This window comes from Roseivirga sp. 4D4, assembly GCF_001747095.1.
Classification (GTDB): Bacteria; Bacteroidota; Bacteroidia; order Cytophagales; family Cyclobacteriaceae; genus Roseivirga.
Window position 1 is genome coordinate 1,988,892 of record NZ_MDGP01000001.1, and the last position, 25,500, is coordinate 2,014,391.

General features: G+C 41.8%; 28 protein-coding genes and 1 other RNA gene. 18 read left to right on the top strand and 11 right to left on the bottom strand.

The window, feature by feature from the left end; all coding sequences use genetic code 11:
* The first annotated feature begins 154 nt into the window (after positions 1-154).
* From BFP97_RS08610 to BFP97_RS08635, 6 genes are read left to right on the top strand one after another with little or no spacing between them, the layout of a single operon-like run.
* Positions 155-1,333 carry an acetyl-CoA C-acyltransferase gene (locus BFP97_RS08610; RefSeq protein WP_069842028.1) on the top strand — a complete coding sequence of 393 codons (1,179 nt, stop codon included), beginning with the start codon at positions 155-157 and terminating at the stop codon, positions 1,331-1,333.
* Between the two features lie 52 nt (positions 1,334-1,385).
* Positions 1,386-2,702, top strand: coding sequence for a toxin-antitoxin system YwqK family antitoxin (locus BFP97_RS08615; protein WP_069842029.1), 1,317 nt, complete (start codon positions 1,386-1,388; stop codon positions 2,700-2,702).
* A gap of 45 nt (positions 2,703-2,747) precedes the next feature.
* Positions 2,748-3,689 (top strand): phosphoribosylaminoimidazolesuccinocarboxamide synthase, encoded by a 942-nt coding sequence (locus BFP97_RS08620; RefSeq protein WP_139135396.1) that lies wholly within the window; start codon positions 2,748-2,750, stop codon positions 3,687-3,689.
* 9 nt (positions 3,690-3,698) lie between these two features.
* On the top strand, positions 3,699-4,064 hold the full coding sequence (locus BFP97_RS08625; RefSeq protein WP_069842031.1) for an STAS domain-containing protein: 366 nt from the start codon (positions 3,699-3,701) through the stop codon (positions 4,062-4,064).
* Between the two features lie 8 nt (positions 4,065-4,072).
* Positions 4,073-4,990, top strand: a complete 918-nt coding sequence (locus BFP97_RS08630) for a ribonuclease Z (RefSeq protein ID WP_069842032.1) — start codon at positions 4,073-4,075, stop codon at positions 4,988-4,990.
* Positions 4,991-4,993: 3 nt separating this feature from the next.
* On the top strand, positions 4,994-5,794 hold the full coding sequence (locus BFP97_RS08635; protein ID WP_069842033.1) for a queuosine precursor transporter: 801 nt from the start codon (positions 4,994-4,996) through the stop codon (positions 5,792-5,794).
* On the opposite strand, the gene BFP97_RS08640 is transcribed toward BFP97_RS08635, so the two are convergent.
* On the bottom strand, positions 5,791-6,528 hold the full coding sequence (locus BFP97_RS08640; protein WP_069842034.1) for a TrmH family RNA methyltransferase: 738 nt from the start codon (positions 6,526-6,528) through the stop codon (positions 5,791-5,793). The genes BFP97_RS08635 and BFP97_RS08640 overlap by 4 nt on opposite strands.
* Positions 6,529-6,542: 14 nt before the next feature.
* Here BFP97_RS08640 and BFP97_RS08645 point away from each other — a divergent pair, with 14 nt between their 5' ends.
* On the top strand, positions 6,543-8,999 hold the full coding sequence (locus BFP97_RS08645) for a BamA/TamA family outer membrane protein (protein ID WP_139135239.1): 2,457 nt from the start codon (positions 6,543-6,545) through the stop codon (positions 8,997-8,999).
* On the opposite strand, the gene BFP97_RS08650 is transcribed toward BFP97_RS08645, so the two are convergent.
* The gene (locus BFP97_RS08650; protein ID WP_069842036.1) at positions 8,996-11,101 is read right to left on the bottom strand and encodes a thiamine pyrophosphate-dependent enzyme; all 2,106 of its coding nucleotides are present in this window, start codon (positions 11,099-11,101) and stop codon (positions 8,996-8,998) included. The two genes, BFP97_RS08645 and BFP97_RS08650, sit on opposite strands and share 4 nt — an antisense overlap.
* Before the next feature lie 163 nt (positions 11,102-11,264).
* Here BFP97_RS08650 and hemF point away from each other — a divergent pair, with 163 nt between their 5' ends.
* From hemF to BFP97_RS08665, 3 genes are read left to right on the top strand one after another with little or no spacing between them, the layout of a single operon-like run.
* A complete protein-coding gene (gene hemF, locus BFP97_RS08655) occupies positions 11,265-12,167 on the top strand; it encodes an oxygen-dependent coproporphyrinogen oxidase (protein ID WP_069842037.1) in 903 nt (300 codons plus the stop codon).
* Positions 12,164-12,736, top strand: coding sequence for a phosphatase PAP2 family protein (locus BFP97_RS08660; RefSeq protein ID WP_069842038.1), 573 nt, complete (start codon positions 12,164-12,166; stop codon positions 12,734-12,736). The genes hemF and BFP97_RS08660 overlap by 4 nt, the downstream gene beginning before the upstream one ends.
* Positions 12,729-12,986, top strand: a complete 258-nt coding sequence (locus tag BFP97_RS08665; protein ID WP_069842039.1) for a hypothetical protein — start codon at positions 12,729-12,731, stop codon at positions 12,984-12,986. Before BFP97_RS08660 ends, BFP97_RS08665 begins: the two co-directional genes overlap by 8 nt.
* Here the strand turns inward: BFP97_RS08665 and BFP97_RS08670 are convergent.
* From BFP97_RS08670 to BFP97_RS20715, 3 genes are read right to left on the bottom strand one after another with little or no spacing between them, the layout of a single operon-like run.
* On the bottom strand, positions 12,983-13,612 hold the full coding sequence (locus BFP97_RS08670; protein ID WP_069842040.1) for a response regulator: 630 nt from the start codon (positions 13,610-13,612) through the stop codon (positions 12,983-12,985). The two genes, BFP97_RS08665 and BFP97_RS08670, sit on opposite strands and share 4 nt — an antisense overlap.
* On the bottom strand, positions 13,605-15,314 hold the full coding sequence (locus BFP97_RS08675; protein ID WP_083262482.1) for a sensor histidine kinase: 1,710 nt from the start codon (positions 15,312-15,314) through the stop codon (positions 13,605-13,607). Before BFP97_RS08675 ends, BFP97_RS08670 begins: the two co-directional genes overlap by 8 nt.
* On the bottom strand, positions 15,311-15,475 hold the full coding sequence (locus tag BFP97_RS20715) for a hypothetical protein (protein ID WP_170827434.1): 165 nt from the start codon (positions 15,473-15,475) through the stop codon (positions 15,311-15,313). Before BFP97_RS20715 ends, BFP97_RS08675 begins: the two co-directional genes overlap by 4 nt.
* Positions 15,476-15,678: 203 nt before the next feature.
* Between BFP97_RS20715 and ffs the strand changes: the two genes are divergently transcribed.
* Together ffs and BFP97_RS08685 are read left to right on the top strand one after the other, a co-directional pair.
* An RNA gene (gene ffs, locus BFP97_RS08680) (signal recognition particle sRNA small type) lies at positions 15,679-15,765 on the top strand.
* 52 nt (positions 15,766-15,817) lie between these two features.
* Complete coding sequence (locus BFP97_RS08685) at positions 15,818-16,609, top strand: MIP/aquaporin family protein (protein ID WP_069842042.1); 792 nt, start codon at positions 15,818-15,820, stop codon at positions 16,607-16,609.
* Between the two features lie 307 nt (positions 16,610-16,916).
* On the opposite strand, the gene BFP97_RS08690 is transcribed toward BFP97_RS08685, so the two are convergent.
* Positions 16,917-17,378 (bottom strand): Lrp/AsnC family transcriptional regulator, encoded by a 462-nt coding sequence (locus tag BFP97_RS08690; protein ID WP_069842043.1) that lies wholly within the window; start codon positions 17,376-17,378, stop codon positions 16,917-16,919.
* Between the two features lie 184 nt (positions 17,379-17,562).
* On the opposite strand from BFP97_RS08690, the gene BFP97_RS08695 reads away from it, so the two are divergent.
* Positions 17,563-18,993, top strand: a complete 1,431-nt coding sequence (locus BFP97_RS08695) for a hypothetical protein (protein ID WP_069842044.1) — start codon at positions 17,563-17,565, stop codon at positions 18,991-18,993.
* Positions 18,994-19,012: 19 nt separating this feature from the next.
* Here BFP97_RS08695 and BFP97_RS08700 read toward each other — a convergent pair whose 3' ends face one another.
* A complete protein-coding gene (locus BFP97_RS08700; RefSeq protein WP_069842045.1) occupies positions 19,013-19,351 on the bottom strand; it encodes a single-stranded DNA-binding protein in 339 nt (112 codons plus the stop codon).
* Between the two features lie 200 nt (positions 19,352-19,551).
* Here BFP97_RS08700 and BFP97_RS08705 point away from each other — a divergent pair, with 200 nt between their 5' ends.
* Positions 19,552-19,914: a DUF2116 family Zn-ribbon domain-containing protein gene (locus tag BFP97_RS08705; RefSeq protein ID WP_069842046.1), complete on the top strand. Its 363-nt coding sequence runs from the start codon at positions 19,552-19,554 to the stop codon at positions 19,912-19,914.
* Between the two features lie 66 nt (positions 19,915-19,980).
* A complete protein-coding gene (locus BFP97_RS08710; protein ID WP_069842047.1) occupies positions 19,981-20,784 on the top strand; it encodes a hypothetical protein in 804 nt (267 codons plus the stop codon).
* Positions 20,785-20,813: 29 nt separating this feature from the next.
* Here the strand turns inward: BFP97_RS08710 and BFP97_RS20805 are convergent, their stop codons facing one another.
* Positions 20,814-21,776, bottom strand: coding sequence for a hypothetical protein (locus BFP97_RS20805; protein WP_069842048.1), 963 nt, complete (start codon positions 21,774-21,776; stop codon positions 20,814-20,816).
* 184 nt (positions 21,777-21,960) lie between these two features.
* Here BFP97_RS20805 and fsa point away from each other — a divergent pair, with 184 nt between their 5' ends.
* The 3 genes from fsa to BFP97_RS08730 are packed head-to-tail and all read left to right on the top strand — an operon-like array spanning position 21,961 to position 23,573.
* Complete coding sequence (fsa, locus tag BFP97_RS08720) at positions 21,961-22,617, top strand: fructose-6-phosphate aldolase (protein ID WP_069842049.1); 657 nt, start codon at positions 21,961-21,963, stop codon at positions 22,615-22,617.
* Between the two features lie 55 nt (positions 22,618-22,672).
* Positions 22,673-22,876, top strand: coding sequence for a fructose-6-phosphate aldolase (locus tag BFP97_RS08725; RefSeq protein WP_069844250.1), 204 nt, complete (start codon positions 22,673-22,675; stop codon positions 22,874-22,876).
* 1 nt (position 22,877) lies between these two features.
* The gene (locus BFP97_RS08730; protein WP_069842050.1) at positions 22,878-23,573 is read left to right on the top strand and encodes a cell division ATP-binding protein FtsE; all 696 of its coding nucleotides are present in this window, start codon (positions 22,878-22,880) and stop codon (positions 23,571-23,573) included.
* On the opposite strand, the gene BFP97_RS08735 is transcribed toward BFP97_RS08730, so the two are convergent.
* The 3 genes from BFP97_RS08735 to BFP97_RS08745 all read right to left on the bottom strand — a co-directional run bounded on the left by BFP97_RS08735 (position 23,566) and on the right by BFP97_RS08745 (position 25,483).
* Positions 23,566-24,126 carry a hypothetical protein gene (locus BFP97_RS08735; protein ID WP_069842051.1) on the bottom strand — a complete coding sequence of 187 codons (561 nt, stop codon included), beginning with the start codon at positions 24,124-24,126 and terminating at the stop codon, positions 23,566-23,568. The two genes, BFP97_RS08730 and BFP97_RS08735, sit on opposite strands and share 8 nt — an antisense overlap.
* Entirely contained in the window at positions 24,116-24,676 is a 561-nt protein-coding gene (locus BFP97_RS08740; protein WP_069842052.1) for an RNA polymerase sigma factor, read from the bottom strand. The genes BFP97_RS08735 and BFP97_RS08740 overlap by 11 nt, the downstream gene beginning before the upstream one ends.
* Before the next feature lie 111 nt (positions 24,677-24,787).
* Positions 24,788-25,483, bottom strand: a complete 696-nt coding sequence (locus BFP97_RS08745; protein WP_069842053.1) for a tetratricopeptide repeat protein — start codon at positions 25,481-25,483, stop codon at positions 24,788-24,790.
* Between the last annotated feature and the right edge of the window lie 17 nt (positions 25,484-25,500).

The window sequence follows — 25,500 nt, forward strand, 5'->3', positions numbered from 1 at the left end:
GTATTGCAAAACTTGATCTCAGATAGGAAGGTGACATTCGTAATTCGTAATTCGTAATTCTTAATTCCTATTAAACATTATGCGGAACTTCTAATAGGGTATTCTCGTTCCTTTCATTAACTTTGCTAACAGTCGTTAGGTAAACTAATAATCAATGAAGGAAGTATACATCATATCCGCTGCCAGAACACCCATTGGCAGTTTCGGAGGAAAATTATCAGGCTTCACCGCCACTCAGTTAGGATCATTCGCCATTAAAGGAGCTTTGGAAAAAGCCAATGTTGCTGCTGATCAGGTACAAGAAGTTTTAATGGGCAATGTTGTCTCAGCAGGTCTGGGTCAGGCACCAGCGCGTCAGGCAGCTTTAGGAGCTGGTGTTGGTGAGAATGTACCTTGTACTACCATCAACAAAGTATGTGCTTCAGGAATGAAGTCTGTGATGCTCGCGGCTCAGTCTATTATGGTTGGTTCTAATGATGTGGTAGTTGCCGGTGGTATGGAAAGCATGAGTAATATCCCTTACTACATCCCTAAAGCTAGATATGGTTACAAATATGGTAATGGTGAATTAGTAGACGGCCTGGTAAAAGACGGTTTATGGGAGGTCTATAATGAATTCCCTATGGGAAATTGCGCTGACAATACAGCTAAAGAGATGAATATCTCACGCGAGGCACAAGATGAATATGCCATTAACTCCTATAAAAAAGCAGCTGAGTCTACAGCTGCTGGAAAATTCAAAAACGAGATCATTCCGGTAGCAATTCCTCAGAGAAAAGGAGACCCAGTAATGATGACGGAAGACGAAGAATTCAATAATGTGATCTTCGAAAAGATTCCTAACCTTCGTCCTGTATTCAACAAAGACGGATCAGTGACAGCCGCAAATGCCTCTACCATCAATGACGGTGCATCTGCCATGGTGTTAATGAGCAAAGAAAAAGCTGAAGAGCTTGGCGTGACTCCGATTGCAAAAATCATTGGATTTGCTGATGCAGCTCAAGATCCACTATGGTTTACTACTGCCCCTGCTAAAGCAATTCCTAAGGCCATGGCAATGGCTGGTGTTAGTAAGGATGACGTTGACTACTACGAGATCAACGAAGCATTTTCTGTAGTAGCTATAGCCAATAATCAAGAGCTTGGACTTGACGCTTCAAAAGTTAATGTCAATGGGGGCGCTGTTGCTTTGGGCCACCCGCTAGGAGCATCTGGAAACAGAATTGTGACTACTTTATGTCATGTGCTTGATCAGAACGATGGAAAAATAGGCGTTGCTGGCATCTGTAATGGTGGCGGAGGTGCTTCGGCCATGGTGATCGAGAAATTATAAGATTAACATACTATTTCTGAAAGCCTTACGTAATTTTACGTAAGGCTTTTTTATGCGCAACACAATCTACACCCTACTACTTCTGCTCTGTGGCTCCGCTACTCTTGCTCAACAGAAAATCACCACCTATTACCCACCGGATTATAGAGTAAAAAAAGAGACTTATACCATTCTGAATGGAGACTCTTCCATGATTCATGGTGCTTATACCAAGTACTTTCAAGAGGGTTCCATTGCCATGGAAGGCGAGTTTGTCAATGGCAAGCCGAATGGTGTATTTACTGAGTTCTATGAGAATGGAAATGTACTCTCAAAAACCACCTACCAACAAGGCGTAAAGACAGGCGCTTTCGAAATCCTCTCGAAAAGCGGAAAACCTATTCAAAAAGGAGCTTACGTGGATGGAAAACTAGATGGTATTGTCAGTGGCTATTTTGAAGATGGTAAGGTCCGAACCAAAACGACCTTCAAAGAGGGAACTCCAAACGGACTTACAGAGGAATTCTATCCTAATGAAAAACTGAAACAAACTTTTAGCTACCTCAATGGCACACAGGATGGTAAAGCGAAAACCTACTATCAAAACGGTCAGATTTCAGCCGAGTTTACTTACCAACAAGGAGTAATCAATGGCTTATATCAGACCTACTATAGCAATGGTAAGAAAGAGTGGACCTATCAATACGTCAGAGGTTATAAAACAGGCCCCTATGCTCATTTTAATACCAAAGGCCAGCTGATTGATGAAGGCTTTTATAATGAAGGCGTTCAAACTGGGGTTCGCAAAACTTACTATGACGATGGTGCCAGAAAAGAGGTCTTTAACTACCAAACTGGAGCAAAAATTGGAGAAAACTTTGTTTACTACCCTACAGGTGAACTGATGTGGCTGGAAAACTACACCAAAATAGCTAAGGACGGAATCCTTACAGAATACTATAAGAATGGCCAGGTTAAAACCGAACAATTCTATGAAGGAGGTAGAAAGAACAAGGACTGGAAGACTTACTATGAAAATGGTCAGGTGGCAACCAAATCTCCCTACCTGGAAGATGTCATCAATGGCAATGTAGAAATGTACGCTAAGGACGGTACACTTGAGAAAACCGTTCCTTACAAATTTGGAAGAAAGACCGGTTCAGAAATCACCTATTACCCAGACAAAAAGAAACGAACCGAAACCAAGCTTTTAAATGGTCAAAAGTCCGGTCGCTATTACGAATACTATGAAAATGGAAAGGTGAAAATCAAAGGAAATCACCTCTATGATGTACGTCAGGGTACTTGGGAATACTATGATGCTAAAGGCAAAGTGACCAAGACCGAAAACTATTCCAGAGGTAACCTGATGAGCAGTTCAGAAAATTAATTTCCAGCACGCCTAGATTCAATTTTTGACTATTTTTACCCGATGATTGAAGGCATTAAGGAAACCAACTTTCAGTTTCCAAATCAACAAGATTTTTATCGCGGCAAAGTAAGAGATATCTACTATTTCTCAGACCTATTGGTTATGGTTGCCTCTGATCGAATTTCAGCTTTCGATGTGGTGCTTCCAAGAGCGATCCCTTTTAAAGGCCAAGTCTTAAATCAGATCGCCTCTAAGTTCCTCAAAGCCACCAGTGACATAGTACCGAATTGGATTACAGCGAGCCCTGACCCAACTGTTAGTGTGGGGCTTAAATGTGAACCTTATCAGGTAGAAATGGTCATCAGAGGTTATCTTGCCGGCCATGCCTGGAGAGAGTACAGAGATGGCAAAAGAATCCTTTGCGGGGTACCTCTACCTGATGGATTAAAAGAAAATGACAAGCTTCCAGCCCCTATCATCACCCCTACTACAAAAGCTAAAGAAGGTCATGATGAGGATATTTCTAGAGAAGAAATATTGGCTCAGGGGATCGTGGATCAAGCGGAATACGAGCAGCTTGAAGCTTACACTCAGGCCCTGTTTGCCAGAGGAACAGAAATGGCTGCAGCTCAAGGGCTTATTTTGGTCGACACCAAATATGAGTTTGGAAAACTGGATGATAAAATCATTCTGATTGACGAGATTCATACGCCTGACTCATCTAGGTATTTTTACCAAGAAGGATACGATGACAGACAGAAGGCTGGAGAAAAGCAAAAACAACTCTCCAAGGAGTTTGTTAGACAATGGCTGATAGAGAATGGATTTCAAGGCAAAGAAGGTCAGACAATTCCAGAAATGACTGACGAAGTTGTAAATTCTATCTCCGAAAGATATATTGAGCTCTTCGAGAAAGTAACGGGTGAATCATTTCAGAAAGATGGGAACCAAAACGTACTCGAGAGAATTGAGAATAACATTACGAATTACCTACAGAATAGATAACAAGACATTATGAAGTTTAGCATAGATAAACAAGACCTGTACACAGTATTCAAACTAGAAGAAGAGAAGCTTGATTCTACTTTATCTCCTGACCTGAAGTCGGAACTTGTATCATTACAGGCACAGGGGACTCAAAATCTTATTTTGAACCTTTCCACCACAAAATATGCCGATTCATCAGGGCTAAGCGCATTGCTGACGGGTAACAGAGCATACGCAGAAAACGGAGGTGCTTTTATCCTTTCTGAAATCACTCCTTTTGTAGATAAGCTATTGACCATATCACAGCTCAATAATGTATTGACCATTTTGGCCACTGACGAAGCTGCTATGGACTTGGTACTCGCCAATAGCCCTGAAGACGGAGAAGCATAATCTCCGTTTTGGGTATAAGAGTCAAAATATTAGGATCTAATTCCGCAGCGCCTGCACATCGCAGACATCATACCGCCCAACTCATTAACATTGAGGGCAAGTATTACTTGATGGATTGTGGGGAGGCCACACAACTTCAGTTAAAGCGCTATAAACTCCGAGCCCAAAGAATCAATAACATCTTTATTTCGCACCTTCATGGTGACCACTACCTTGGGCTAATGGGTTTGTTATCCACCATGCACCTTATGGGTAGATCTCAGAAGTTAAACCTTTATGGACCTAAAGGTTTATCTGAAATCATCACCATGCAGCTTAAATACTCTCAAACGGTATTTAACTACGATATCAATTTTGTAGAAGTCGATACCACTCAAAACAAGGTGGTACACGAAGACAACTTTGTAGAAGTATACAGCATTCCATTGAATCACCGTATTCCATGCTGTGGATACCTTTTTGCCGAAAAGAAGAAGAACCGAAGGATCAAAAAAGAGGTACTTCCAGATGACTTTTCCATCAGAAATATTATCAGACTCAAGCATGGCGAAGATATTATGGACGAAGAGGGGAATTTACTTTATAAAAATACGGCTCTAACATTACCGGCTAGGAAGTCCTACTCTTATGCCTTTTGCTCAGACACCAAATATGATGAATCCATCATCCCCATGATCAAAGGAGTGGACCTCCTCTATCATGAAGCGACTTTCCTTGAAGAGCATGCAGACAGAGCAGGAAGTACCTACCACAGTACAGCCAAAGAAGCGGCTACTATTGCCAAAAAAGCTGAGGTTGGAAAATTGATCCTTGGCCATTTTTCGGTGAGATATAAAGAGTTGGAACCAATTCGTGAGGAAGCCCAGACCGTATTTGAGGATTCGGAACTGGCCATTGAGGGGGAAGAATTTATACTAGTCTCATAAGCAATGGGCAAGTCAATCCTAAGCGATAAGAAAACAAACCTATTCATTATTCTCAGTGGGATTTTCATCACCAATGCATTGATTGCTGAATTGATCGGTGGTAAGATCTTCTCAGTTGAAAGAACGCTGGGCTATGAGCCATTAGACATCCCCATGTTTGGGGACTTTGTCCTTCAATTTAACCTTACGGCTGGAGTGGTTCTTTGGCCGATCGTTTTCATTACAACCGATATCATCAACGAATACTTTGGTAAAAAGGGAGTTCGAAAGATCACCTTCATAACCGTAGGTCTTATAACCTACGCTTTTATTGCCATTTACCTAGCTATGCGTCTGGCTCCAGCTGATTTCTGGCTAAGTGTTTTCGGTACTGATGAGAATGGTGCCCCTTTTGACATCAATTACGCATTCCAGCAAGTTTTGACCCAAGGGTTGAATATCATTTTTGCCTCACTGGTCGCCTTTGTCATTGGCCAATTTGTAGATGTTTACGTCTTTCACAGGCTTAGAAGACTCACGGGTAAACATAAGATCTGGCTGAGAGCCACGGGCTCAACACTTATTTCACAGTTGATAGATAGTTTCGTTGTGCTAATTGTTGCTTTTTACTTTCTGGGGGGGTGGTCCCTCAGTCAGGTAGTAGCGGTGGGTACTACCAACTATATCTACAAATTCCTGATTGCGATTGCCTTGACCCCACTGTTGTATATAGCACACTACTTCATTGATCGCTATTTAGGAAAGGAAAATGCCGAGATATTGATGGAAGAAGCGAGTAAAGAAAGTGGAGAATCTCTTTTCTAGCGGAAGAAATTATCAAGCAAAACCGCTGTTGCCACGGCAACATTCAGTGACTCTGCCCCTCCTCTACCCGGTATATAAATAGGTTTTGTTAGCAGTGGTTTGAGCGATTCACTAATCCCCTGAGATTCGCTCCCCATGACCAATACTCCATTGGGTACTAGCTCACGGTCACGAATGGAGTCACCATCAAGTAATGCACCATAAACTGGTATGTCGGTTGATTTGATCAAGCAAGCCAAATCTGTATAATGAACCTGTACTCGAGTAAACGATCCCATGGTAGCATTAATGACTTTTGGATTATAAACATCCGCAGTCTCCTCGCTGCAAAAGATGTTTTTCACCCCATACCAATCAGCGATCCTAATGATTGTACCAAGATTCCCCGGATCATTCACCCCATCCAAAGCCAAACTGAGCTCTCCTTCGGGAACATTGATTGAAGCCGGTTCTGGCATACTTACCACAGCAATGGCAGCGTTATTTGACTTAAAGGTCCCAACAGCTTCTAAGTCATTTGACTTGCACACAATGGTTTCTTGGGCAGCTGCTCTCAACGGTGCATCGAGTGTATCTAAAAAGTCGGAGGTTGCTAACAAGTTTTCTACTTGAAAACTTGATTGGAGTACCTCCAAAACCCCTTTTGCACCTTCAACCAAAAACTTTCGCTCTTGCAGTCGATATTTTTTTAATTGCAGAGATTTAAAGTACTTACTTAATCGTTTAGAAAGCATATTTTTACTTGTTCGTGAAGACTAGCACTCGTTTTTTTCTCTTCCTACTATTAGTGCCTCTCCTTTACGCCTGCTCCGGTGTCAGGCATTTGGAAGATGGGGAAAAATGGCTTTACAAACAACAAGTAAAAGGGGTAGATAAAAACCTTGAGAATGAGATCAATAACCTCATCACCCTAAAACCCAATACACGCATTCCTATCATAGGTCCCTTAGGGGCTGCAATCTACGAGCGTGGCGAAGACAATTTCGATACGGCACGGATCAACCAAAAAAAGCGAAGTGCTATTGCAAAGGTTGATGCTAAGATTCAAGAGCGCACTGAAGCCGGAAAAAGCACCACCAAACTCGAAGCCAAGAAGAACAGAAAAATTGCCCGATTTGACAGAAAATTGAAAGATGGAAATTTTCGAATGAAAACGGGGACACCCCTATCCGTTTTCGATAGTACTATTGTAGAGGATACCAAAGACCGAATTAATTCCTTCTTGATCAATTCGAAGGGTTTTCGCAAGGCTAATGTCACAACTAGTTATACCGAAAAAAACAGAAAAGTATCACTTACCTATCAGGTAGATACTGGCCCTAGGAATACCATTGACAGCTTAATTACGCGTACAGGCGATCCAGCATTAACCACTTTACTCCAGACGAATCAATCTGGTTCTTTTCTAATTAAAGGTTCCGACTATGACAGATCATTACTAGATGCAGAAAGAGATCGTATTGAGTTACTCCTAATAGAAAATGGTTATTATGGCTTCAACAAAGCCTATATAGAATTTCAAATTCTAGAAGATCCATCTACAACCGACCTCTGGGTAGCAACGATAATCAACAAACCAGCAGATCAGGAGACTCATAGATCATTTTTACTGGATTCCATAGTCATCAATACCAATGGCAATGATCCCATTACCGAAACTCAAGACTATTTCGGTGTTAAATACAACTATGGCAACTTCAAATACTCTCCTAAATCCTTGGATGCGAGATTGAGATTTGCACCAGGCCAGAAATACAACTTTACCGACTTTGAAAACACACAAAAGCAGCTGCTGAATATGGACATGTTCCGTTTTGTTAACACCTATTTTGATACAACAACTGTCCCTGGAAAATCGATTGCTAATTTTTACACTGCTCCTTTGCAGAAGTTTCAGCTAACACAAGAATTAGGATTTAACGTTACAGAAGGACTTCCTGGTCCGTTATACAATGCGAGTCTTAAGAACAGGAATATATTTCTTGGCTCTGAAATTCTTGAAATTGGAATATTTGCTGGTCTGGATGGAGTAAGTTCAGCCACCGATCAGAGTCAGGTACTTAGAACCATTCAATACGGTGCCAACGCTTCTCTGACCTTCCCAAGGTTTATCACACCTTTTAAGTCACGTGGACTGAATAAAATGACCTTCAATCCAAGAACACGCGTGTCACTGGGTTTCAACTTTATAGATCGACCGGAATATGTAAGAAGTAACCTCAACGGTACTTTTGCCTATACATGGCAGAACCTAAAAGGCAATAAAAGCTATACTTTCAACCTAGCGGATATCGCTTTAATTGATACCGAAATCGATGCTAATTCTGGCTTTCAGGAGCAGTTAGATGATTTATTTCTCCAGGGAAACACGCTGGCCTTTTCCTTCAACCGTTCTTTTGTATCCAGTTCTTCCTTCAATGCCACATATAACTACGATTATGGGAACCCATCAAATCCTTCCAGTTACTTAAGGTTCTTCTTAGAATCAGGTGGAACAATTTATGATATCGTGGGGCGTGCACTTTTGGAGAACAATGACCTTGAGAATTACCAATTTTATAAGGTACAAGTTGATTACAGGCGTCAGGTTCCTCTTGGTATTGATAAATCAGTGGTGCTGAGGGTCAATGGCGGAATTGCGGATCCCTATGGAGGAAACAATGCCCTACCCTATGAGAAGTACTTCTTTGCAGGTGGTAGTAGCAGTAACCGTGCATGGAACCCAAGACGATTAGGACCGGGTTCGGCCTTCCCATACGAGCTTGATGAGAATGGTCAAAATATTATTGAAAACGGAGAACTAAAGGCCAATAGAACTGGAGCCGATAGCTATCAGTTTGAGCAACCAGGGGAAGTACTTATTGAGATGAATGCGGAATATAGGGCCAAAATCTCAGGTTTCTTCGATTGGGCATTCTTTATTGATGCCGGCAACATCTGGAGATTAAGAGAATTTGAGACTCCACTACCTGGCGAGGTCGTGAGAATATCTCAAGGAGCCAAGTTTGAGGTCAATGACTTTTATAAAGAGTTGGCGATTGGAGCAGGTATCGGTTTAAGGCTCGATTTTTCCTTTCTCGTATTCAGGCTAGACGTTGGCCATAAAATTAGAGACCCCAGATTTCCTGAAGGGCAGCGCTGGCAAAGGCTCTTCAAAAGACCCAACCAAACGGTCTACAATATAGCTGTAGGTTACGCCTTCTAGTAGTTCAGCAAATCACCGATAACGGCCTCCACTTTCTCAGGAGTTGGTAACATTGCTTTTTCAAGGTCTACATTCAATGCAATAGCTGGCAAGTTCTCTGCACCGTAAGCCATTACCGGAGCATCTAACTCCTGGAAGCAATGTTGTGATATTCTACCTGCCAAAGACTCAGCAAATGAGTTCATCAGTGGTTCTTCGGTCAAGACCAAAGCCTTATTATGCCTCTGTACGGATTCCATCACAGCCTCCCAATCTAGAGGGTTAAGGGTTCTCAGGTCAAGAATTTCCACTTGCCCCTTATAGGCTTTACTTGCCGCCTTAGCCCAATAAACACCCATTCCATAAGTGATTACCGCACAAGATTCACCATTTTCCATGGCTTCTTCAGATGCCTCCTGAGCTACTAATGCCTTACCCAGAGGAATAATGTATTCTGAATCAGGTTCAAATGTTTTGGCTTCTTCCGTCCCAGGTACCTTCGACCAATACAGGCCTTTGTGTTCCAGCATTACCACCGGGTTAGGGTCATAGAAAGCCGCCTTTATCAAGCCTTTCATGTCAGCTGCATTAGATGGATAGACAACCTTAATACCTCGGATATTGAGCAAGGTAGACTCCACAGAACCTGAGTGGTAAGGACCACCACCACCATAGGCTCCGATAGGTACTCGGATCAGTGACTGTATTGGGAATTGACCATTAGACAGATAGCAACTCTTAGAGAGTTCCTCAACCAATTGGTTGATCCCTGGCCAGATGTAATCTGCAAATTGAATTTCTACGATAGGTTTGGCTCCAACGGCACTCATACCAGCAGTAGACCCAACAATGTAAGCTTCTTGAATGGGTGTATTGAAGATTCTACTATCACCATACTTCTGAGCAAGTGTAGCTGCCTCTCTAAACACTCCTCCGAGTGTTCCTCCCACATCTTGTCCGTAGAACAAAGCCTCAGGATTGTTTCTTAAAATATCATCCACTGCATGTAGTGCAGCATCTACCATCACCACTTTTTCGGCACCTCTTGGTTTGCGTTGACCTTTTTCTTCGGTGATAGGTGTTGGTGCAAATTCGTGATCAAGCACAGTCGCAGGATCAGGATCATCTCCATTTAAAGCCCTTGCATACTCCGCCTGAACAAAGACCACCGTCTCATCTTCAAGCTTAACAAGGTCAGATTCTTTATATCCAGCCTTCTTTAGTGCTTTTCTTAAGGTTGGAATTGGATCCGATTTCTGGTGATCTTCAAGATCGAAATCTCCTCGGTACCACTCTTTTCTTACTCCAGAGGTATGATGTCCTAATAGCGGGGTTTTCGCATGAACCAAGATGGGAGCTCTGTGCTCGCGCACAAAATCAAAGGCCTTTTTCATGCCCTCATACGAGGCAACAAAATCTGCTCCATCGATCCGTATACGCTCCATACCCTTAAAGCCTGCTGCAAACTCATAAGCATCCATGGCTCGCATTTCTGCCCCCGTAGCGGATATTCCCCAATCATTATCTTGAATGAGATATACTACTGGGAGTTTATGGAGCACAGCCATTTGCATTGCTTCAGAAACTTCACCTTCCGTAACCGAGCCATCTCCTAGTGAACAAAGTACTACTGGCTTATTATTCGAAGCCAAAAGTCCTTGCTCCTCGAGGTAATGAAGTCCGTGTGCCATTCCAGTAGCTGGAATCGCCTGCATTCCCGTAGCTGAGCTTTGATGTGGAATGGTAGGAAAGCCCTCTCTTCTCAAAGATGGGTGACCATAATAAGTTCTGCCTCCTGAGAATGGATCGTCCTTTTTACCCATAAGTTGTAGCATCAACTCATTTGGTTGCATACCGATCCCCAATAGAATGGACTCATCACGGTAGTAAGGAGCAGCAAAGTCATAAGCTTGCAATTGAAACGCTGCAGCTAATTGAATAGCCTCATGCCCTCTGGATGTACTGTGAACGTATTTACTGCAAACAGCTCTGTTCTCATCATAGAGAATTGCCATGTTTTTGGCAGTCTGCATTAAGCGATAGGCCTTTTCTAAAGTCTTTTTTGGAATATTGATATCGTTGCTTTTAGAGGTACTCGTCTTTTTATCCTTGGTCAATTCCATAGAGTAATTGGCGTTTCGATTCAAAAATAACCAATAATTTAAAGGCTAATAGAAAAACCTACCGATCGTTAGGTTATCTTTCTTTTAACTCCCAGAATAGGTGTACAGTTTAGCTTTTCTTCACTTTTAATTTACCATCAGAATATTCTGATATTTTTGCATCATGCCGCATATCGACAAAGAACATATAGCCGGAGTTTTTAGAAACATTCAGGATCATATCTGTGCAGAACTAGAAAAAGCCGATGGACTAGGCGAATTCCAAGAAGATAAATGGACCAGGCCTGGCGGTGGTGGTGGCAGAAGCAGGGTTTTGCGTCATGGAAACATCATCGAAAAAGGAGGTGTCAACTTTTCTGAGGTCCATGGTAAGACGCCTGAGAAACTTTTGAAATCTTTCGGCCTGACCGAAGGTGAGTTCTTTGCTACAGGTGTGTCGATCGTTTTGCATCCCGAAAATCCATGGGTTCCCATAATCCATATGAATATCAGGTATTTTGAAATGTCTACTGGTACCTATTGGTTTGGTGGCGGCATTGACCTGACCCCTCACTATGTCGATCATGATGATGCGAGCTTCTTTCATGAAAAGCTAAAGGCCGTATGTGACAAACATGACTCCTTTTACTACAAAGAATTTAAGGACTGGGCTGACAATTACTTCTATATCAAACACCGAAAAGAAACCCGTGGCATTGGAGGGATTTTCTTTGATCATAAGTCGGGAGACAAGGAACATTCGAAGGAAGACATCTTCAACTTTGTGAAAGACGTTGGACTGTGCTTCGCGCCTATCTACACCTACTTTATGCAGAAGAATGCGGGTAAACCTTATGGATCGAGAGAAAAGAACTGGCAACGACTAAGAAGAGGTCGCTATGTAGAATTCAACCTGGTGCTAGACAGGGGAACCAAATTTGGACTCGAAACCGATGGAAGAACAGAATCCATTCTGATGAGCTTACCGCCTGAAGCAGGTTGGGAATATGACTATGAGCCGCCTGTCAAGTCGCTAGAATCTGATACCCTAAGATTACTCAAAAAAGGAATTGATTGGACGGCATGATCGATCAGTTAGAACAATGGGATAAATCACTTTTCAAGTTCCTCAATGGAGCACATAACGACCTATTCGACTTTCTGATGCCATGGATCAGTGACAAGTGGGTTTGGATTCCACTATATGCCCTACTCATCTACCTTTTGGTTAAACATGAAAAAGGCAACCTGGCCTTCACCCTTATCGGTATTGGAGTCTTGATCTTAATCAGTGATCAAGTGGCATCTGGTATTCTAAAACCATGGGTCGGTAGGCTAAGACCTTGCCATGACCCTGAATTAGCTGACAGTGTCCATTTACTTAAAGGTTGTGGCGGTCGGCATGGGTTTGCTTCTTCACATGCCTCAAACTCCTTTGCGGTAGCCATATTTTGCTGGGTGCTTTTAAAAGATCATGTCAAATACATTTGGCTATTAATACCATGGGCAGCCTTAGTGGCCTACAGCCGTGTCTATCTAGGTGTTCACTTTCCAGGAGATATCATCGCAGGTGGTCTGATCGGCATAGGTGCAGCTTATTTTGTTTTCTTCTTGAAGTCTCGTTTAGAGAAATTAAAACCGTTGAAAAATGGGTAAAAAAGACGCTATCGTTTATAAGTATTACAAACGTGTATTTGACGACTATAAAGTCTTAGTGGCCGTGAATCCGATCGACCTTACAGGAATCGAGTTAATCGTTCACCCGGATGAAAAAGTGGAAAAGACGGACATGGAGTTTGATGAAGACATTTACGAAGACCTGGAAGTAGATGAATTCAAAGAAAGCAGTCCACTGGAGTTTCAGCTCTATATGAAGAAGGACTTTTTCGAAAGAAAGGACGACTAGACCAAACCGTTCTCGATAGCAAACTTTACAAGACCTGCCGTATTCTTCACGGCAAGCTTGCTGACGATATTTTTCCTGTGCGTGTCTACCGTATGTGTACTAATGGCCAAATCCGTGGCGATTTCATTGGTTGTGTATTCGGAAGCGATTAAGCGGATAATCTGAACTTCGCGCTTGGTTAGCTGTACTTTTTCTACCGCCTTTTCAGTCTTTTTGACATCAGCAAAAAGCGTTTCCGTGACATCTTTACCAAAGTAGCGTTCCCCATCGTTCACATCGCTGATAGCCTGTATCAATTCTTTTTTGCCGGCATTCTTTAATACACAGCCCTCCACATCCAGCTGTATTAGTTGCTTAGTGAATTGTGGGTTGTTATGCATGGTAAGAACCAGTATGCGGGTCTTATCTTCTCTTTTTCTGAGCTCCTTGATGACGGAAATACCGTCCATTTCAGGCATATTGATGTCGAGCAGTAGCACATCTGGAGAAACAGATTGAAGCTGATGCAAGGCTTCCTTACCATTTTGCGCACTGCCGCAGAATTGGATGTTGTCGTCTTCCGAAAGAATGGAGGACAAACCATCAATTACCACCTGGTGATCGTCAACAATAAAGACTCTAATCATTTTCTACAGGAATATCGATGGAAATGGTGGTACCCGCACCCAGACCTGAGTCAATATGCAAAGTACCGTTGAGCTTAGACACTCTTGCTTTTAGATTGGTTAAACCAATCCCGGCATTGACATCTAGCTTTTCAGGATTAAACCCAACTCCATCATCTTCGACAATCAAGTTAACACTATCCTCATTCTCGTTCAACTGGATATTGGTTTCTGTTGCCTCCGAATGTTTAAGGATATTGCTCATGAGCTCCTGTACAATTCTATACAGTTGTAGTTCCTGCTCACCATCTAGTGAACCGTTGATATTGCTGGTATAAAGGTTGACTTTGAGTTTACCTGTTTCCGAAATCCTGGATTTTAAATCTTCTAGTGCCGGTATCAAACCGAATTTGGCCAATACTCCTGACATCATGTTGTGGGAAATATTGCGCACCTCTCCTGCTGCTAGGTCAAGCAATTCTGAGGCCGTTAAGAACTTCTCTTTGGTTGGATTTGCTGGATCGATCTTCTCTTCTACTGCACTGAAGTGCAACTTAACCATAGATAGAATTCCTCCAAGCCGATCGTGTAGATCAATAGCCACGCGTTTACGTTCGGTCTCCTGCCCTTCTAAGACGCCCTGAAGGGAAGCAATCTCCTGCTGCTGAAGCAATTCATCAATCTTCTGCTTATTGATCTCATCATTCTTAGCCGCGAGTGCCTTGATATTCTTTCTCCGTTGGTCGACAACATAGAGCCAAATGGAAATCGCCACTACAATGGCAACAGCGATAATTACAGTAAATGCCTGGGACCTCCTTCTTCTTAAAATCTCATTTTCTTGTCGTTCAGTTGTCAATTCTAGTTCCGCAGTTTTGTATTGTTCTCGAATCTCAAAAAGTCGATCTTGATAATCCATCCTATAGATGCTCTGAGAACCGGAGTAGTATCTTTTATAATAACCAATTGCTTTTTCGTATCTCCCATCAGCCTCATAGAGGTTAGCCAGATTATTCATTACAGTCAATCCCTTGTCTAAAAAACCCAATGAATCTGCCAAACTGAGAGATCTCAGAAAGTAATACTCAGCGCTATCTGTTTGAGATATTCTATAATTGACCAGACCTAACTCAGCAAGTTCTCTCGTTTGTCCAAAGTAATTCTCAATGTCTACGTCTATCGCATATGCTCTAATAAGATTCTTCTTAGCCTCTGAATAGTCCTTTTTGATGCTATTCAGCAAGGAGGAATTATAAAGAAGGATAGCCACTTCTTCCTTCATGTCCAATTCCAGCATGGGCTCTCTTGATAAGTCATAGTAATAAAGTGCTGAATCTACAGCAGTCTTCTGAGTACTGTCAAGTCTATATAACTGCTGAAAACCAACACCCACACCGAACATTGAAGAGTTTTGATATCTGGGTAGATTACTAATTTTCGATAGCCTATTTGCTTCTTTATAAGACTCAATCGCCAACTTTGGCTTTTCAGTATCGATATAAAATGCACCTAGGCCCATGTAGGAAGCAGCTTGATAAGGAATGTTGTCCTCTTTTTGAGCTTTTAAGCCTAAGTCTAAAAAAAGAGATAAGGCCGAATCATACTTTGACTCAGCCCTATATTTTTCTGCTCTAATTCTAATCTTTTCTAATTCCTCCACTTGTGCTCGTAAAGAGAGTGAAGTGAATAATAGAAAGGTTAAAAGTAGGTTACTAGTTCTCATATAATTCTTCCAGGGCCATTGCCTGTACCAGGGCCTGACTCACCTCCGCCATCATCATCACTATCAGAATCTGGATCAGGGTCGGTTAAGTTAGCCAATTGGCTGGTTAAAACAGTTTTAAATTCTACATCTTCCGATGCATTCAATTGTAGTCTAAACATATCTCTAGTTGTTTAATGGTGTAAAAAAATTAAAATGTCTCGTCAGTAAAGCTCCACCGAGTGGTGAAGAATCGTGTGTGTATACACAAATTAGATTCAAATCCTCGATTAAAAAAATACCTACTTTTGGGTATTTTTTTAATCTGAAATTTTCCAAAAACGGGCTTTCCAGTTCACAAATTCTTGATACCTTTGTGCCCGGCAAAGGGATGCGACCAGCTCCTACTGAACTCCCCCAGGCTGGGAACAGAGCAAGGGTAAGTGGTTGAGCGGTGCGACATCCTGATGCCTTTTTTTATTCCCTCCTAAATCGTATCATTACCCAACGATTTTTCTAAACTCATGTCAGTTTATCTTGCAGAATTCATTGGTACGGCCATCCTGCTCTACTTCGGGAATAGTGTTAATGCCGCCACCACATTAAATCATTCATATGCTAAAGATTCCGGTTGGATCATTACCACCATCGGTTGGGGTCTTGCTGTGACCTTTGGTATTTATGCCGTGGGCCAAATCAGCGGGGCGCATATAAACCCAGCCGTTACCATCGGCCTTGCTGTTGCCGGTGAAGTAGAGTGGAGCATCGTCCCGGGCTATATTATCGCACAAGTGCTTGGCGCCATGTTAGGTGCTACCCTCACCTGGCTACAATACTTGCCTCATTGGGGCAAAACAGAAGATCAGGGTGCCAAATTGGGTGTATTTTGTACTTCAGGAGCTATTGATCAGAAAGGTGCTAATCTAGTAAGTGAGATGATGGGTACTATGATTTTAGTCTTTGGTCTGATGATGATTGGTGCGAACGAGTTCACCGAAGGCCTAAACCCCTTAGTCGTGGGAGGCTTAATCGTCATGATTGGCATGGCACAAGGTGGTAGCACAGGCTATGCGATCAACCCAGCACGTGATTTTGGACCTCGACTTGCGCACTTCCTACTGCCTATCAAAGGCAAGGGCGATTCTAATTGGTCTTATAGCTGGATTCCCATAGCCGGACCTATACTAGGTGGTGGTACAGGAGCAGCACTCTATTACCTTTCCTTTAAGGATGGTACCAACGTACTGGGTTGGATTTGTGTAGGTCTTGCGCTCATCGCCATTATCTATGCTATTATCGAAGAGTCAAAAAAATAGCCTCTCATATCGATAAACCGTTTTGGAAAAATTTCCCAAAATGGGATCGATTTATCCTTAAAAACTACACGTAAAGTTCATTTAAAGTACTGGCAAGCCTTTTGAGTCTTAATAGATGACTGACATTACTATTATGACTAGCACGCATGACTCCCTGAATCACCAAGAGAAAAGGAGAAGGAGATCAAAACCCGGTAAAAAAAGACACTGGCTCGTTTGGGTTTTCTTTACACTAGCTACAGCAATCATTTTGTGTAAAGCATTTGATGCAATTAATGGAGCACTTGCCTAGCAAGTGCTCTTTATTTTAACCCGGCAATACAGTCGATCGTTTAGCTTCATTCAACACAAATGAGCTGCTCACATAGCTTACTCTGGGAACCTGAGAGAGTTTCTTAGAGTAAAACTCATGATAGTCATCCAAATCCTTGACCATCACCTTGAGTAAAAAATCGTACTCTCCACTCATTAAATAGCAATCTAAAACCTCGGGCAAGTCCATTATTCCAGCGTAGAATTCTTCCGTTTGCTCAAACTTGCTTACCTCTAACTTACCAGAGATAAATACCAGTATAGAAGGTGCTAACTTCTTCCGGTTGACAATGGCCACATATTTATCAATTATCCCTTCACGTTCCAATCGTTTGATCCGTTCATATATAGGGGTCTTGGTGAGGTTAAGTCGAATGGCAATCTCTTTAACATTCAGTTTTGCATCCTCCTGAAGTAACCTCATTATTTTTCGATCTATAGAATCTAAAACTGCCATGGTGTTTTTTCCTTATTTGAGCATTCATTCACTGAAGCAAACGTACTAATTCCTATTCAATTTTTCCATTTAGGAATATCATCTAATAATTATCGATTATGTAGATTTTATTATCCATTTCATGAGTTTTGTAGTGATAAACGCTTTACGGATTCAATTGAAAAGATTAATACTTCTACTACAAATGACTTTGATACTTGCCTGCACCAGTACTCCTCCAGAGACACCAAATGATTACCAGAAAGCCACAGAAGAATACTTCAACCAGATAAAAGACCAACCGCATCTACTAAGAGAGTTCCTTTGGGCCATGCCCAAGGGTGGAGACATTCATCATCATGCACTTGGGGCAGTCTGGGCAGAGGATTATCTCAACATTGCCTCAGAAAAAAATTTCTTGATTAACCCAAAGACCTTCCGACTTTACGCCAACCAAACAGTGGCCCTATCCAATGAGGACACCACTGCAATAGATCTCAACCAATATCTGGACGAGTCTCCTGATCACAGAGATATGATCATTGACAGCTGGTCTATGAGAAACCAAAGCAAGAACTCATTGAATGGACGAGACCACTTCTTCAATACCTTTCAAAAGTTTGAAGAGGCTATGTCTGGAAATGAGATAGCGCTACTCTCTAAGATTTGCGAAGCTGCTGCAGCGGAAAACATTCAGTACCTAGAAACTATGGTTGGCGTACCTAGTATCATGAATCAGGTGGCCGATCTCACTGTAGACAAAGCATGGAAACCGGGCATTTCCATTAAAGATCATTTAGCAGACTGGTATGCGTACCTGGAGCAACAGAACATTGATACATGGGCCGACTACAATGCAGAAGTCATGGATCATTGGATAGAGAACATTGATAGCAAGAGCGTGCATTTGGCTTTTCAGACTGTTGGAATGAGGGTAATTCCAGACCTGGCAGTGGTCTTTAGTCACTTGGTACTTGCCTTTAAAACAGCAGTACTCTCTGAAAATGTCGTAGGCGTCAATTTCGTGGCTCCGGAAGACGATCCCACAGCCCTTCAAAATTATTCGGCACATATGGCCATGTTTCGTTTTCTGACGTCTAAGTTCCCCCAAGTATCTCTATCACTCCACGCAGGAGAGCTTAATGAATCAGTCAAGGAGGACAATACCAAAGACCATATCTATCAGGCCATAAGTCTAGCGAATACGCAACGTATTGGTCATGGCTTCGACATCTTACATCAGGACAATTATCTGAAGACAATGGACCTAATGAAAGCGAAAGGTGTTGCAGTCGAGATCAATCTTGAAACCAACAAAGTGATACTCGAAAGTGATAGCAGTACACATCCTTTGAAAGCCTACTTAGCCGCTGGCGTGCCTGTCTGTATTAGCTCAGATGATCCTGCCATTTTGAGAAGTGATCTGACCAATCAGTATATCATGGCTACTCAATATGTCCCGAACCTTCGTTATGCCATGATTAAAGACCTAGTCTATAATTCCATCAATTATTCCTTTCTGGATAGCAACAGAAAAGAAGAACTTCTATCCGATCTCAAGGAAGCCTTTGAGAGATTCGAATTTCAGATCATGACAAAAAATAAAGGAGCGCTTGGACTCCAAGCACTCCTTTGAACCTAGTTCGGTATTAAATCTACTTCTTAGCCCCTAGCATTAATAGCTCATTGAGATTAATCTCAGTGACATAGCGTTTATCACCTTCTTGTGTTTCATAAGAGCGGTGTGTCAGCTTACCTTCCAAAGCGACCTCCTGTCCCTTGGTCAGGTACTCAGCGGCAATCTCACCTACCTTACCCCAGGCTACGATATTATGCCACTGCGTTTCTTCAACTTTATCGCCATTGGCGTTTCTGTAACTATCGGTAGTAGCGATTGAAAATGTGGTGAGCGACTTCCCCGATGTCAAAGTTTTTGTTTCAGGGTTTTGACCTAGTCTTCCGATTAACTGTACTCGATTTCTAAGATTTTGCATGATTATAAATTTTAACGTTTAACATTCGACTTGATGTCTGTTTCGATTTGTTCGAATTGACGATGGCAAAGTAAGAGTAGGTCAAAAGTTAAAGTCGGTTGCTAAGCGCTTGTAACCGATTAACATTCGTTTGTAAACGTTTGTAATTGGATATATACCTGTTTTTCAATAGATTGTGGGATAAATAATAAATAAGGAAAATGGAAGAAAGATTATGTTTGGAGTGCGGAAAACCTGTTTATGGAAGAATAGACAAGAAGTTTTGTGACGATCAGTGCCGTAATACTTTCAATAACAAGCAAAATTCCGATAGCAATAATTACGTCAGAAACGTGCATAACATCCTTCGAAGAAACAGGCGAATACTGGAGGAATTGAATCCAAAAGGAAAATCAAAAACGACCCGCAGCAAGCTGACCGAAAAAGGCTTTGACTTTAATTATCACACCAGTACTTATACCACAAAAGCGGGAGCCACCTACTACTTCTGTTATGAGTATGGCTACCTACCCATTGAGGGGGATTATTTTGCTCTGGTGAAGAAACAAGAGTACGTGAATTGATATTTTCAGCCCCCCTTACAACCCCTTCAACTAAGTCTGTGTCAAAGAAGGAAACACAAAGACAATATGAAAAAGTATTTGCTCCTAGCACTCAGCTTAACCTTCATCTACTCTTGCGAAAATGACGGCATCATTGACCCCAACTTCACCGGCAATTTTTTAATATCTCAAATTGTCTCCCAACAAGGTGACCAGAGACAGCAGCAGGGCTTCTCCTACAACAGCAATGGAAGACTGCTCTCGGTAATAGACAACCGCAATACAAACAACCCATCCAACGAATATGTAGAGGTGACCAATTTCATTTATGCAAATGATCAGTTGATTTTAAAGACATTTCGCTACCAACCCACGGATGAGATTCATAGACAAGACTCTATTACTTATTATGGAAACGGTTTAATCCACGAAGTTCATTCTTCATACAATTCAGAGGGTACCATGAAGCCTAGTTGGGTGAGTGAATACGTTTACAATGATAATGGTACATTACGATCAAGAACCTCATACAATCCAATTTCTTTAGATACTGAAGTGAGCAATCGTTACTACTGGGAAAATGGAAATGTGGTGAAAATTGAGCACTTCTATGGTGATGCACTGCAATATGAATCCTTCTACTTATATGACAACGCTCAGAACTATAAGTTAGGCAATCCCTTCTTTAGCGATTATGAAATTAGCCTTGCCACACAAAACAACATTACTCAAGCCAGATACAAAGACTATTCAGGTCTGTTGGACTTAGCCTGCAATCCATGTAATACTTCCTATGAGTATAACGACTTTAACTTACCTAAAAAGGTAACCTATCACTGGGGTACGGAACTAAGTATCTCCTATGACATTGAGCAAGGTGCAATAAACTAAATCTTGAATGAGCTATTTTGAGAAGCTGGTCAGGCTAGTCCCGACCAGCTTCTATTCTTCACTTTTAAAGTAGCCATGGCCCGAGCCTTATAGCTATTCTTAATCTGTTGCCAGGTCCATACACCGGGCAGGTTCCACCAATTAGCCGGTGGTTGATGATTGTGAGCTGAAGCCATTCCGATTTTCCTAAAACCTACTCCATCCAGACCAAAAGCCTTATTAGATTCCAGAGTTAAGACTTTGTCCGTTTCAGGGTGATGATCTACTATGATAAAGGTATGTCCACCGGACCATTTAGAGCCAGGTACGTTATCCGACTGCTTCGACTTCCAACCTTGAACTAATGTCCATGGGGCGGGTGCCGCTTCAACATCTTCGACCTCCTCTCCCATTCCGCTTTCCACTGCCGCTGTAACAGGCGAGAAATAGTCATCGGTTGAAAAGATCATCATTTGTCCATGGCGATGATTATTCCATTCAAAGGAAGGAAACTGATCAGACCAAGCCTTTACAATTAAGCCTTCGGCAAAAGTACAGCAGTTGTTTTGTTTTGTTTTCGGAGGAGCCAAAGGCAAGTTCACCCCGGGAAGATCATATGGATAGGCAGGATCATGCAGGTCATAGGCAAACCCATCGTAATCTTTGACTATTTCTACCAACTTAGACTCCTCCACCGCGTCATCGTTGCTATCGAAGTTAATACGTGACACAGCGCCAACGGCATCCAAGAATGAATCGGGCCCGTCATCTGAAGGTAACGCTGGAGCCGAATGCGTTTCTGTATATTGATTCTCTTTCCAGCGAGAACAAATCCAGACTTTGCCAGCAGGGGTTTCTATCTGGGCATAGTCGGTATCCTCATTCGGAAAGTTAAGCTTGGTCGATAGTAATGAGTAGTTACCCGCTTCAACAAAGCCCCTCTTTTCAGAACTTGTATCAGCCGAGGTAAAGCTCATCAGCTTCTTGGCTAGTGTAATGTGTTGTGTTGACATGGTAGTAGTGTATTTATTATTAATTGGCTAAAGTTCAAGCTATTGAATCTTCTACTATGAATCAAGATAATCTTTATCACCACCAGCGCTCAAAAGCAACTTGTTCAAAACTTCATGATTTTAAGCCTCTTCTAAGGTGAGAATGTTTTAGATTTGTGCATCCATAAATTAAGAAGCAGAACCTATGAAATTCTTTATCGATACAGCAAACCTAAATGATATTAAAGAGGCCTATGACCTTGGGGTTTTAGATGGCGTGACCACTAACCCATCGCTCATGGCCAAAGAAGGAATTTCAGGGCACGATAATGTGATTGCCCACTACAAAGCGATCTGCGACATTGTGGATGATAATGTCAGTGCCGAAGTAATCGCCACCGATTTTGATGGCATGATTAAGGAAGGAAAAGAGCTTGCGCAAATCGATGACAAAATCGTAGTGAAAGTTCCAATGATAAAAGACGGTGTTAAAGCGATCAAACATTTCACCAATGAAGGTATTCGTACCAACTGTACTTTAGTATTCTCTGCTGGGCAAGCTATTCTGGCAGCTAAGGCTGGTGCAACATATGTTTCTCCTTTTATCGGTAGACTTGACGATATTGGCTATGATGGTCTTGAATTGATCGAGCAGATTGTTCAGATTTATGACAACTATGGCTACCCAACTGAGGTATTAGCTGCTTCTGTAAGACATACTATGCACTTAATCCAATGTGCTGAAATTGGGGCAGATGTAGCAACTTGTCCACTCAAAGTCATCACGAGCTTGCTAAACCACCCACTAACTGATAAAGGCCTGCAACAATTTCTTGCTGATCATGCAAAAGCCAATGGCTAAAACATTAACGCCTACTTCTGGTTATTCCCCAAATGACCCGATTGTTTTTACGGAAATGTATATAATTAAGGTAAAGGGGAAAGCCAAAATTCCAGACTACATACAGCTCAGGGACGAGAACTTCGTCCTTATTGCCTATTTCAGAGCTGATCGTCCTTTAAAAAAGTTAGAGAAATATGGACTGGAGGGCAAGGAAGTTGCGTTAGAGAAAGTAATTAATAACTTGCCCTTCGGTAAACTTCAAAAACTCGAAATTTAGCATGCCTTTTTCAGGAGAACCAATTGTTCAAATTACTGACGCCAGTATTTTTCAAGAAGATCAAACCGTTCTCAACAACATCAACCTTAAGATCGCCAAGGGAGAGTTCGTTTACTTAGTGGGAAGAACAGGAAGTGGAAAAAGCTCTTTGCTCAAAACACTCTATTGTGATCTGCCACTCCACATGGGGAGCATTCGCATATGTGACTTTGAAATAGAAAAGATCAAGCGAAAAGAAGTACCTATGCTCAGAAGAAAGCTGGGCATTGTATTTCAAGACTTTCAACTCTTACCTGATAGAACCATTGCCGAAAATATCTTTTTTGTGATGAAGGCTACAGGTTGGAAAGACAAAGCTAAGATGAAAAGCAGACTGGCTGATGTACTGATGAAAGTAGGCTTAGGAGCCGTTTCGAATAAAATGCCGCATCAACTTTCAGGTGGAGAGCAACAACGGGTAGTTATCGCCAGGGCCTTGATTAACGAACCTGCAATTCTTATTGCAGACGAACCTACGGGAAACCTTGACCCTGAAGTTTCAGAAGGCATCTTCAAAACCTTTGAAGACATCAATCGAAGTGGTACTGCCATTCTAATGGCAACCCATGATTTCAAGCTGATTGAGAATTATCCTAAACGGACCTTGACTTGTGGAAACGGTGAAGTGCTAGATTCTGCGGCTCAGCCTGTTACATAGAAATATCAACTTTCCCTTTCATATCCTCAGGAAGCTTATCACGCTCAAGAATATCTAATTGACTATTCAGGAGGTGAATTTTCTGACGCAATAAGTGCAAAAGTCTGTCCAGTACTTCTTCAGATTGTTGGCTCTCAAGAAATACTTCCTTTAAGTCATTGTAGATAACATCTAGTTCCTGAAGATCTGCCTCCAGAAAATTAAACACTTTACCTGTTTCGAGTTCTTCAGAGACTTTAGTTCTTTTCTTGGAAATTATTGAAGTATAAAAAACTTCAAGGTCTTCAAACTTCTCCAGATTATTGGAGGCCAAAATTTCACTCTCGTCAAAAGAAGTCTCACTTTGTGATAGCGGCAAATACTTATCTCCTAACAAAAATGCCACGGCTCCAATTAGAAGTATAACCGCAGCCTTCCAATACCAGAGCGTAACCGTCCGATTGGGCCTGAGTTCAGCCTCAATATTCGTCCAAACATCTTTATTTGGCTCTTTGAGATCAAATGCTCCCTTATTGTTTTCTATAAATCTCTCTAAGTTGTCTTTATCCTGCATACTGCAACTCCTCCCTTAGTATTTCTCTCAATTTCTTCTTTGATCTATTAAACTGTGATTTTGACGTTGATTCAGTAATCCCTAATACCTCTGCTATTTCCTTGTGATCGTATCCTTCTAACAAGTACAAGGTTAGCACCACACGATAACCATCTGGTAATCGAGATATCCCTTCATTGACAACCGCAACATCATAACTTACATCTCTGGATTCTGTTTCAACTACCCGATCATCAAACTGACCGATATCATCGACAGACTCCAAATCAAGCCTTCGCTTCTTAACGAGGTTAATGGCGTTATTCACCACAATACGCTTCAACCAGCTGCCAAACGAAGCAGTGCCTTTATAGTTTTTAAGATTCTTAAAAGCACTCAAAAAGGACTCTTGCAACACATCTTCTGCATCCATTTCGCTTCCGGTAATGCGCAAGCATGTATTGTACATAGCTTTTGAATAGAGCTTGTACAATTCATATTGAGCTGTACTGTCCCCAGCAAGGCAGCGATCAATAATGGGTTGATGTATATTCTGGTATCCTGTTTCCAACGTCTGAAATCATACTAAAGACATTACAACCTATAAAGGGTTGCATACTGAAAGATAAGCATAAAAAAAACCCCGACTAGTCGGGGTTTTAGGAAAGTGTTTTCTTATCGCTTAGCCTTTGTTTAAGGCTTCTAAACTCGTTTTAGCTATTTCAAAATCAGGACTTAGTGCCAGAGCCTGAGTAAAATGTGTTTTGGCCTCCTCATTTTTCCCCTGCTCTATCGCCATCAAACCCCTTAGGTTATAAATGGCCGCTTTAAAAGAAACCTGTTGGGCACTGCCATCACTCTTATTTAACGCGATCTTATCTTCATCCTTAACCTTAGACTCTATAACGCCTAAGTTGGCCTCGGCTTCGGCAAAACGCTGTAAGGAATATTGAAGATAGGCAACCTGATACTGCACTTGAACATCTTCTGTCTTTAGCCATAATTTCTCATAATACTCAACCGCCTTATCGTACAACCTTAGGTTCTCGTAACTCAAGGCTACAATTTCCAAGGCAATCTCATTGTTGTTGTATTTCTGGAGAAAGTCCAAACCAACTAAAGCACTTGATGAAAACTGAGAGGTGTTGTAGTACAACTCTGCCAACATTCTCATGGCAGCCGAATCAACTGGGTTTAATACTAATATATCTGTAAGTGCCTGCTTCTGGATAAGCACATCATTGTATTGCTCGGCTTTTCTAAGAAGGGCAATGGCCTTCGCATACTCATTAGAGATATAAGTACTGTCTTGTGCCAATACACTTTGGCTTCCAAACATCAATGTGATGGCCAGTACTAAAAATTTAATCTTCTTCATTTTATTATTGGTAACTA

Bases quoted from the DNA above. Each gene is read 5' to 3' on its own strand.
- BFP97_RS08610 (WP_069842028.1), top strand. From the start codon at position 155: ATGAAGGAAGTATACATCATATCCGCTGCCAGAACACCCATTGGCAGT.
- BFP97_RS08615 (WP_069842029.1), top strand. From the start codon at position 1,386: ATGCGCAACACAATCTACACCCTACTACTTCTGCTCTGTGGCTCCGCT.
- BFP97_RS08625 (WP_069842031.1), top strand. From the start codon at position 3,699: ATGAAGTTTAGCATAGATAAACAAGACCTGTACACAGTATTCAAACTA.
- BFP97_RS08635 (WP_069842033.1), top strand. From the start codon at position 4,994: ATGGGCAAGTCAATCCTAAGCGATAAGAAAACAAACCTATTCATTATT.
- BFP97_RS08640 (WP_069842034.1), bottom strand. From the start codon at position 6,528: ATGCTTTCTAAACGATTAAGTAAGTACTTTAAATCTCTGCAATTAAAA.
- BFP97_RS08650 (WP_069842036.1), bottom strand. From the start codon at position 11,101: ATGGAATTGACCAAGGATAAAAAGACGAGTACCTCTAAAAGCAACGAT.
- hemF (WP_069842037.1), top strand. From the start codon at position 11,265: ATGCCGCATATCGACAAAGAACATATAGCCGGAGTTTTTAGAAACATT.
- BFP97_RS08660 (WP_069842038.1), top strand. From the start codon at position 12,164: ATGATCGATCAGTTAGAACAATGGGATAAATCACTTTTCAAGTTCCTC.
- BFP97_RS08665 (WP_069842039.1), top strand. From the start codon at position 12,729: ATGGGTAAAAAAGACGCTATCGTTTATAAGTATTACAAACGTGTATTT.
- BFP97_RS08670 (WP_069842040.1), bottom strand. From the start codon at position 13,612: ATGATTAGAGTCTTTATTGTTGACGATCACCAGGTGGTAATTGATGGT.
- BFP97_RS08675 (WP_083262482.1), bottom strand. From the start codon at position 15,314: ATGAGAACTAGTAACCTACTTTTAACCTTTCTATTATTCACTTCACTC.
- BFP97_RS20715 (WP_170827434.1), bottom strand. From the start codon at position 15,475: ATGTTTAGACTACAATTGAATGCATCGGAAGATGTAGAATTTAAAACT.
- BFP97_RS08685 (WP_069842042.1), top strand. From the start codon at position 15,818: ATGTCAGTTTATCTTGCAGAATTCATTGGTACGGCCATCCTGCTCTAC.
- BFP97_RS08690 (WP_069842043.1), bottom strand. From the start codon at position 17,378: ATGGCAGTTTTAGATTCTATAGATCGAAAAATAATGAGGTTACTTCAG.
- BFP97_RS08695 (WP_069842044.1), top strand. From the start codon at position 17,563: ATGACTTTGATACTTGCCTGCACCAGTACTCCTCCAGAGACACCAAAT.
- BFP97_RS08700 (WP_069842045.1), bottom strand. From the start codon at position 19,351: ATGCAAAATCTTAGAAATCGAGTACAGTTAATCGGAAGACTAGGTCAA.
- BFP97_RS08705 (WP_069842046.1), top strand. From the start codon at position 19,552: ATGGAAGAAAGATTATGTTTGGAGTGCGGAAAACCTGTTTATGGAAGA.
- BFP97_RS08710 (WP_069842047.1), top strand. From the start codon at position 19,981: ATGAAAAAGTATTTGCTCCTAGCACTCAGCTTAACCTTCATCTACTCT.
- BFP97_RS20805 (WP_069842048.1), bottom strand. From the start codon at position 21,776: ATGTCAACACAACACATTACACTAGCCAAGAAGCTGATGAGCTTTACC.
- fsa (WP_069842049.1), top strand. From the start codon at position 21,961: ATGAAATTCTTTATCGATACAGCAAACCTAAATGATATTAAAGAGGCC.
- BFP97_RS08725 (WP_069844250.1), top strand. From the start codon at position 22,673: ATGTATATAATTAAGGTAAAGGGGAAAGCCAAAATTCCAGACTACATA.
- BFP97_RS08730 (WP_069842050.1), top strand. From the start codon at position 22,878: ATGCCTTTTTCAGGAGAACCAATTGTTCAAATTACTGACGCCAGTATT.
- BFP97_RS08735 (WP_069842051.1), bottom strand. From the start codon at position 24,126: ATGCAGGATAAAGACAACTTAGAGAGATTTATAGAAAACAATAAGGGA.
- BFP97_RS08745 (WP_069842053.1), bottom strand. From the start codon at position 25,483: ATGAAGAAGATTAAATTTTTAGTACTGGCCATCACATTGATGTTTGGA.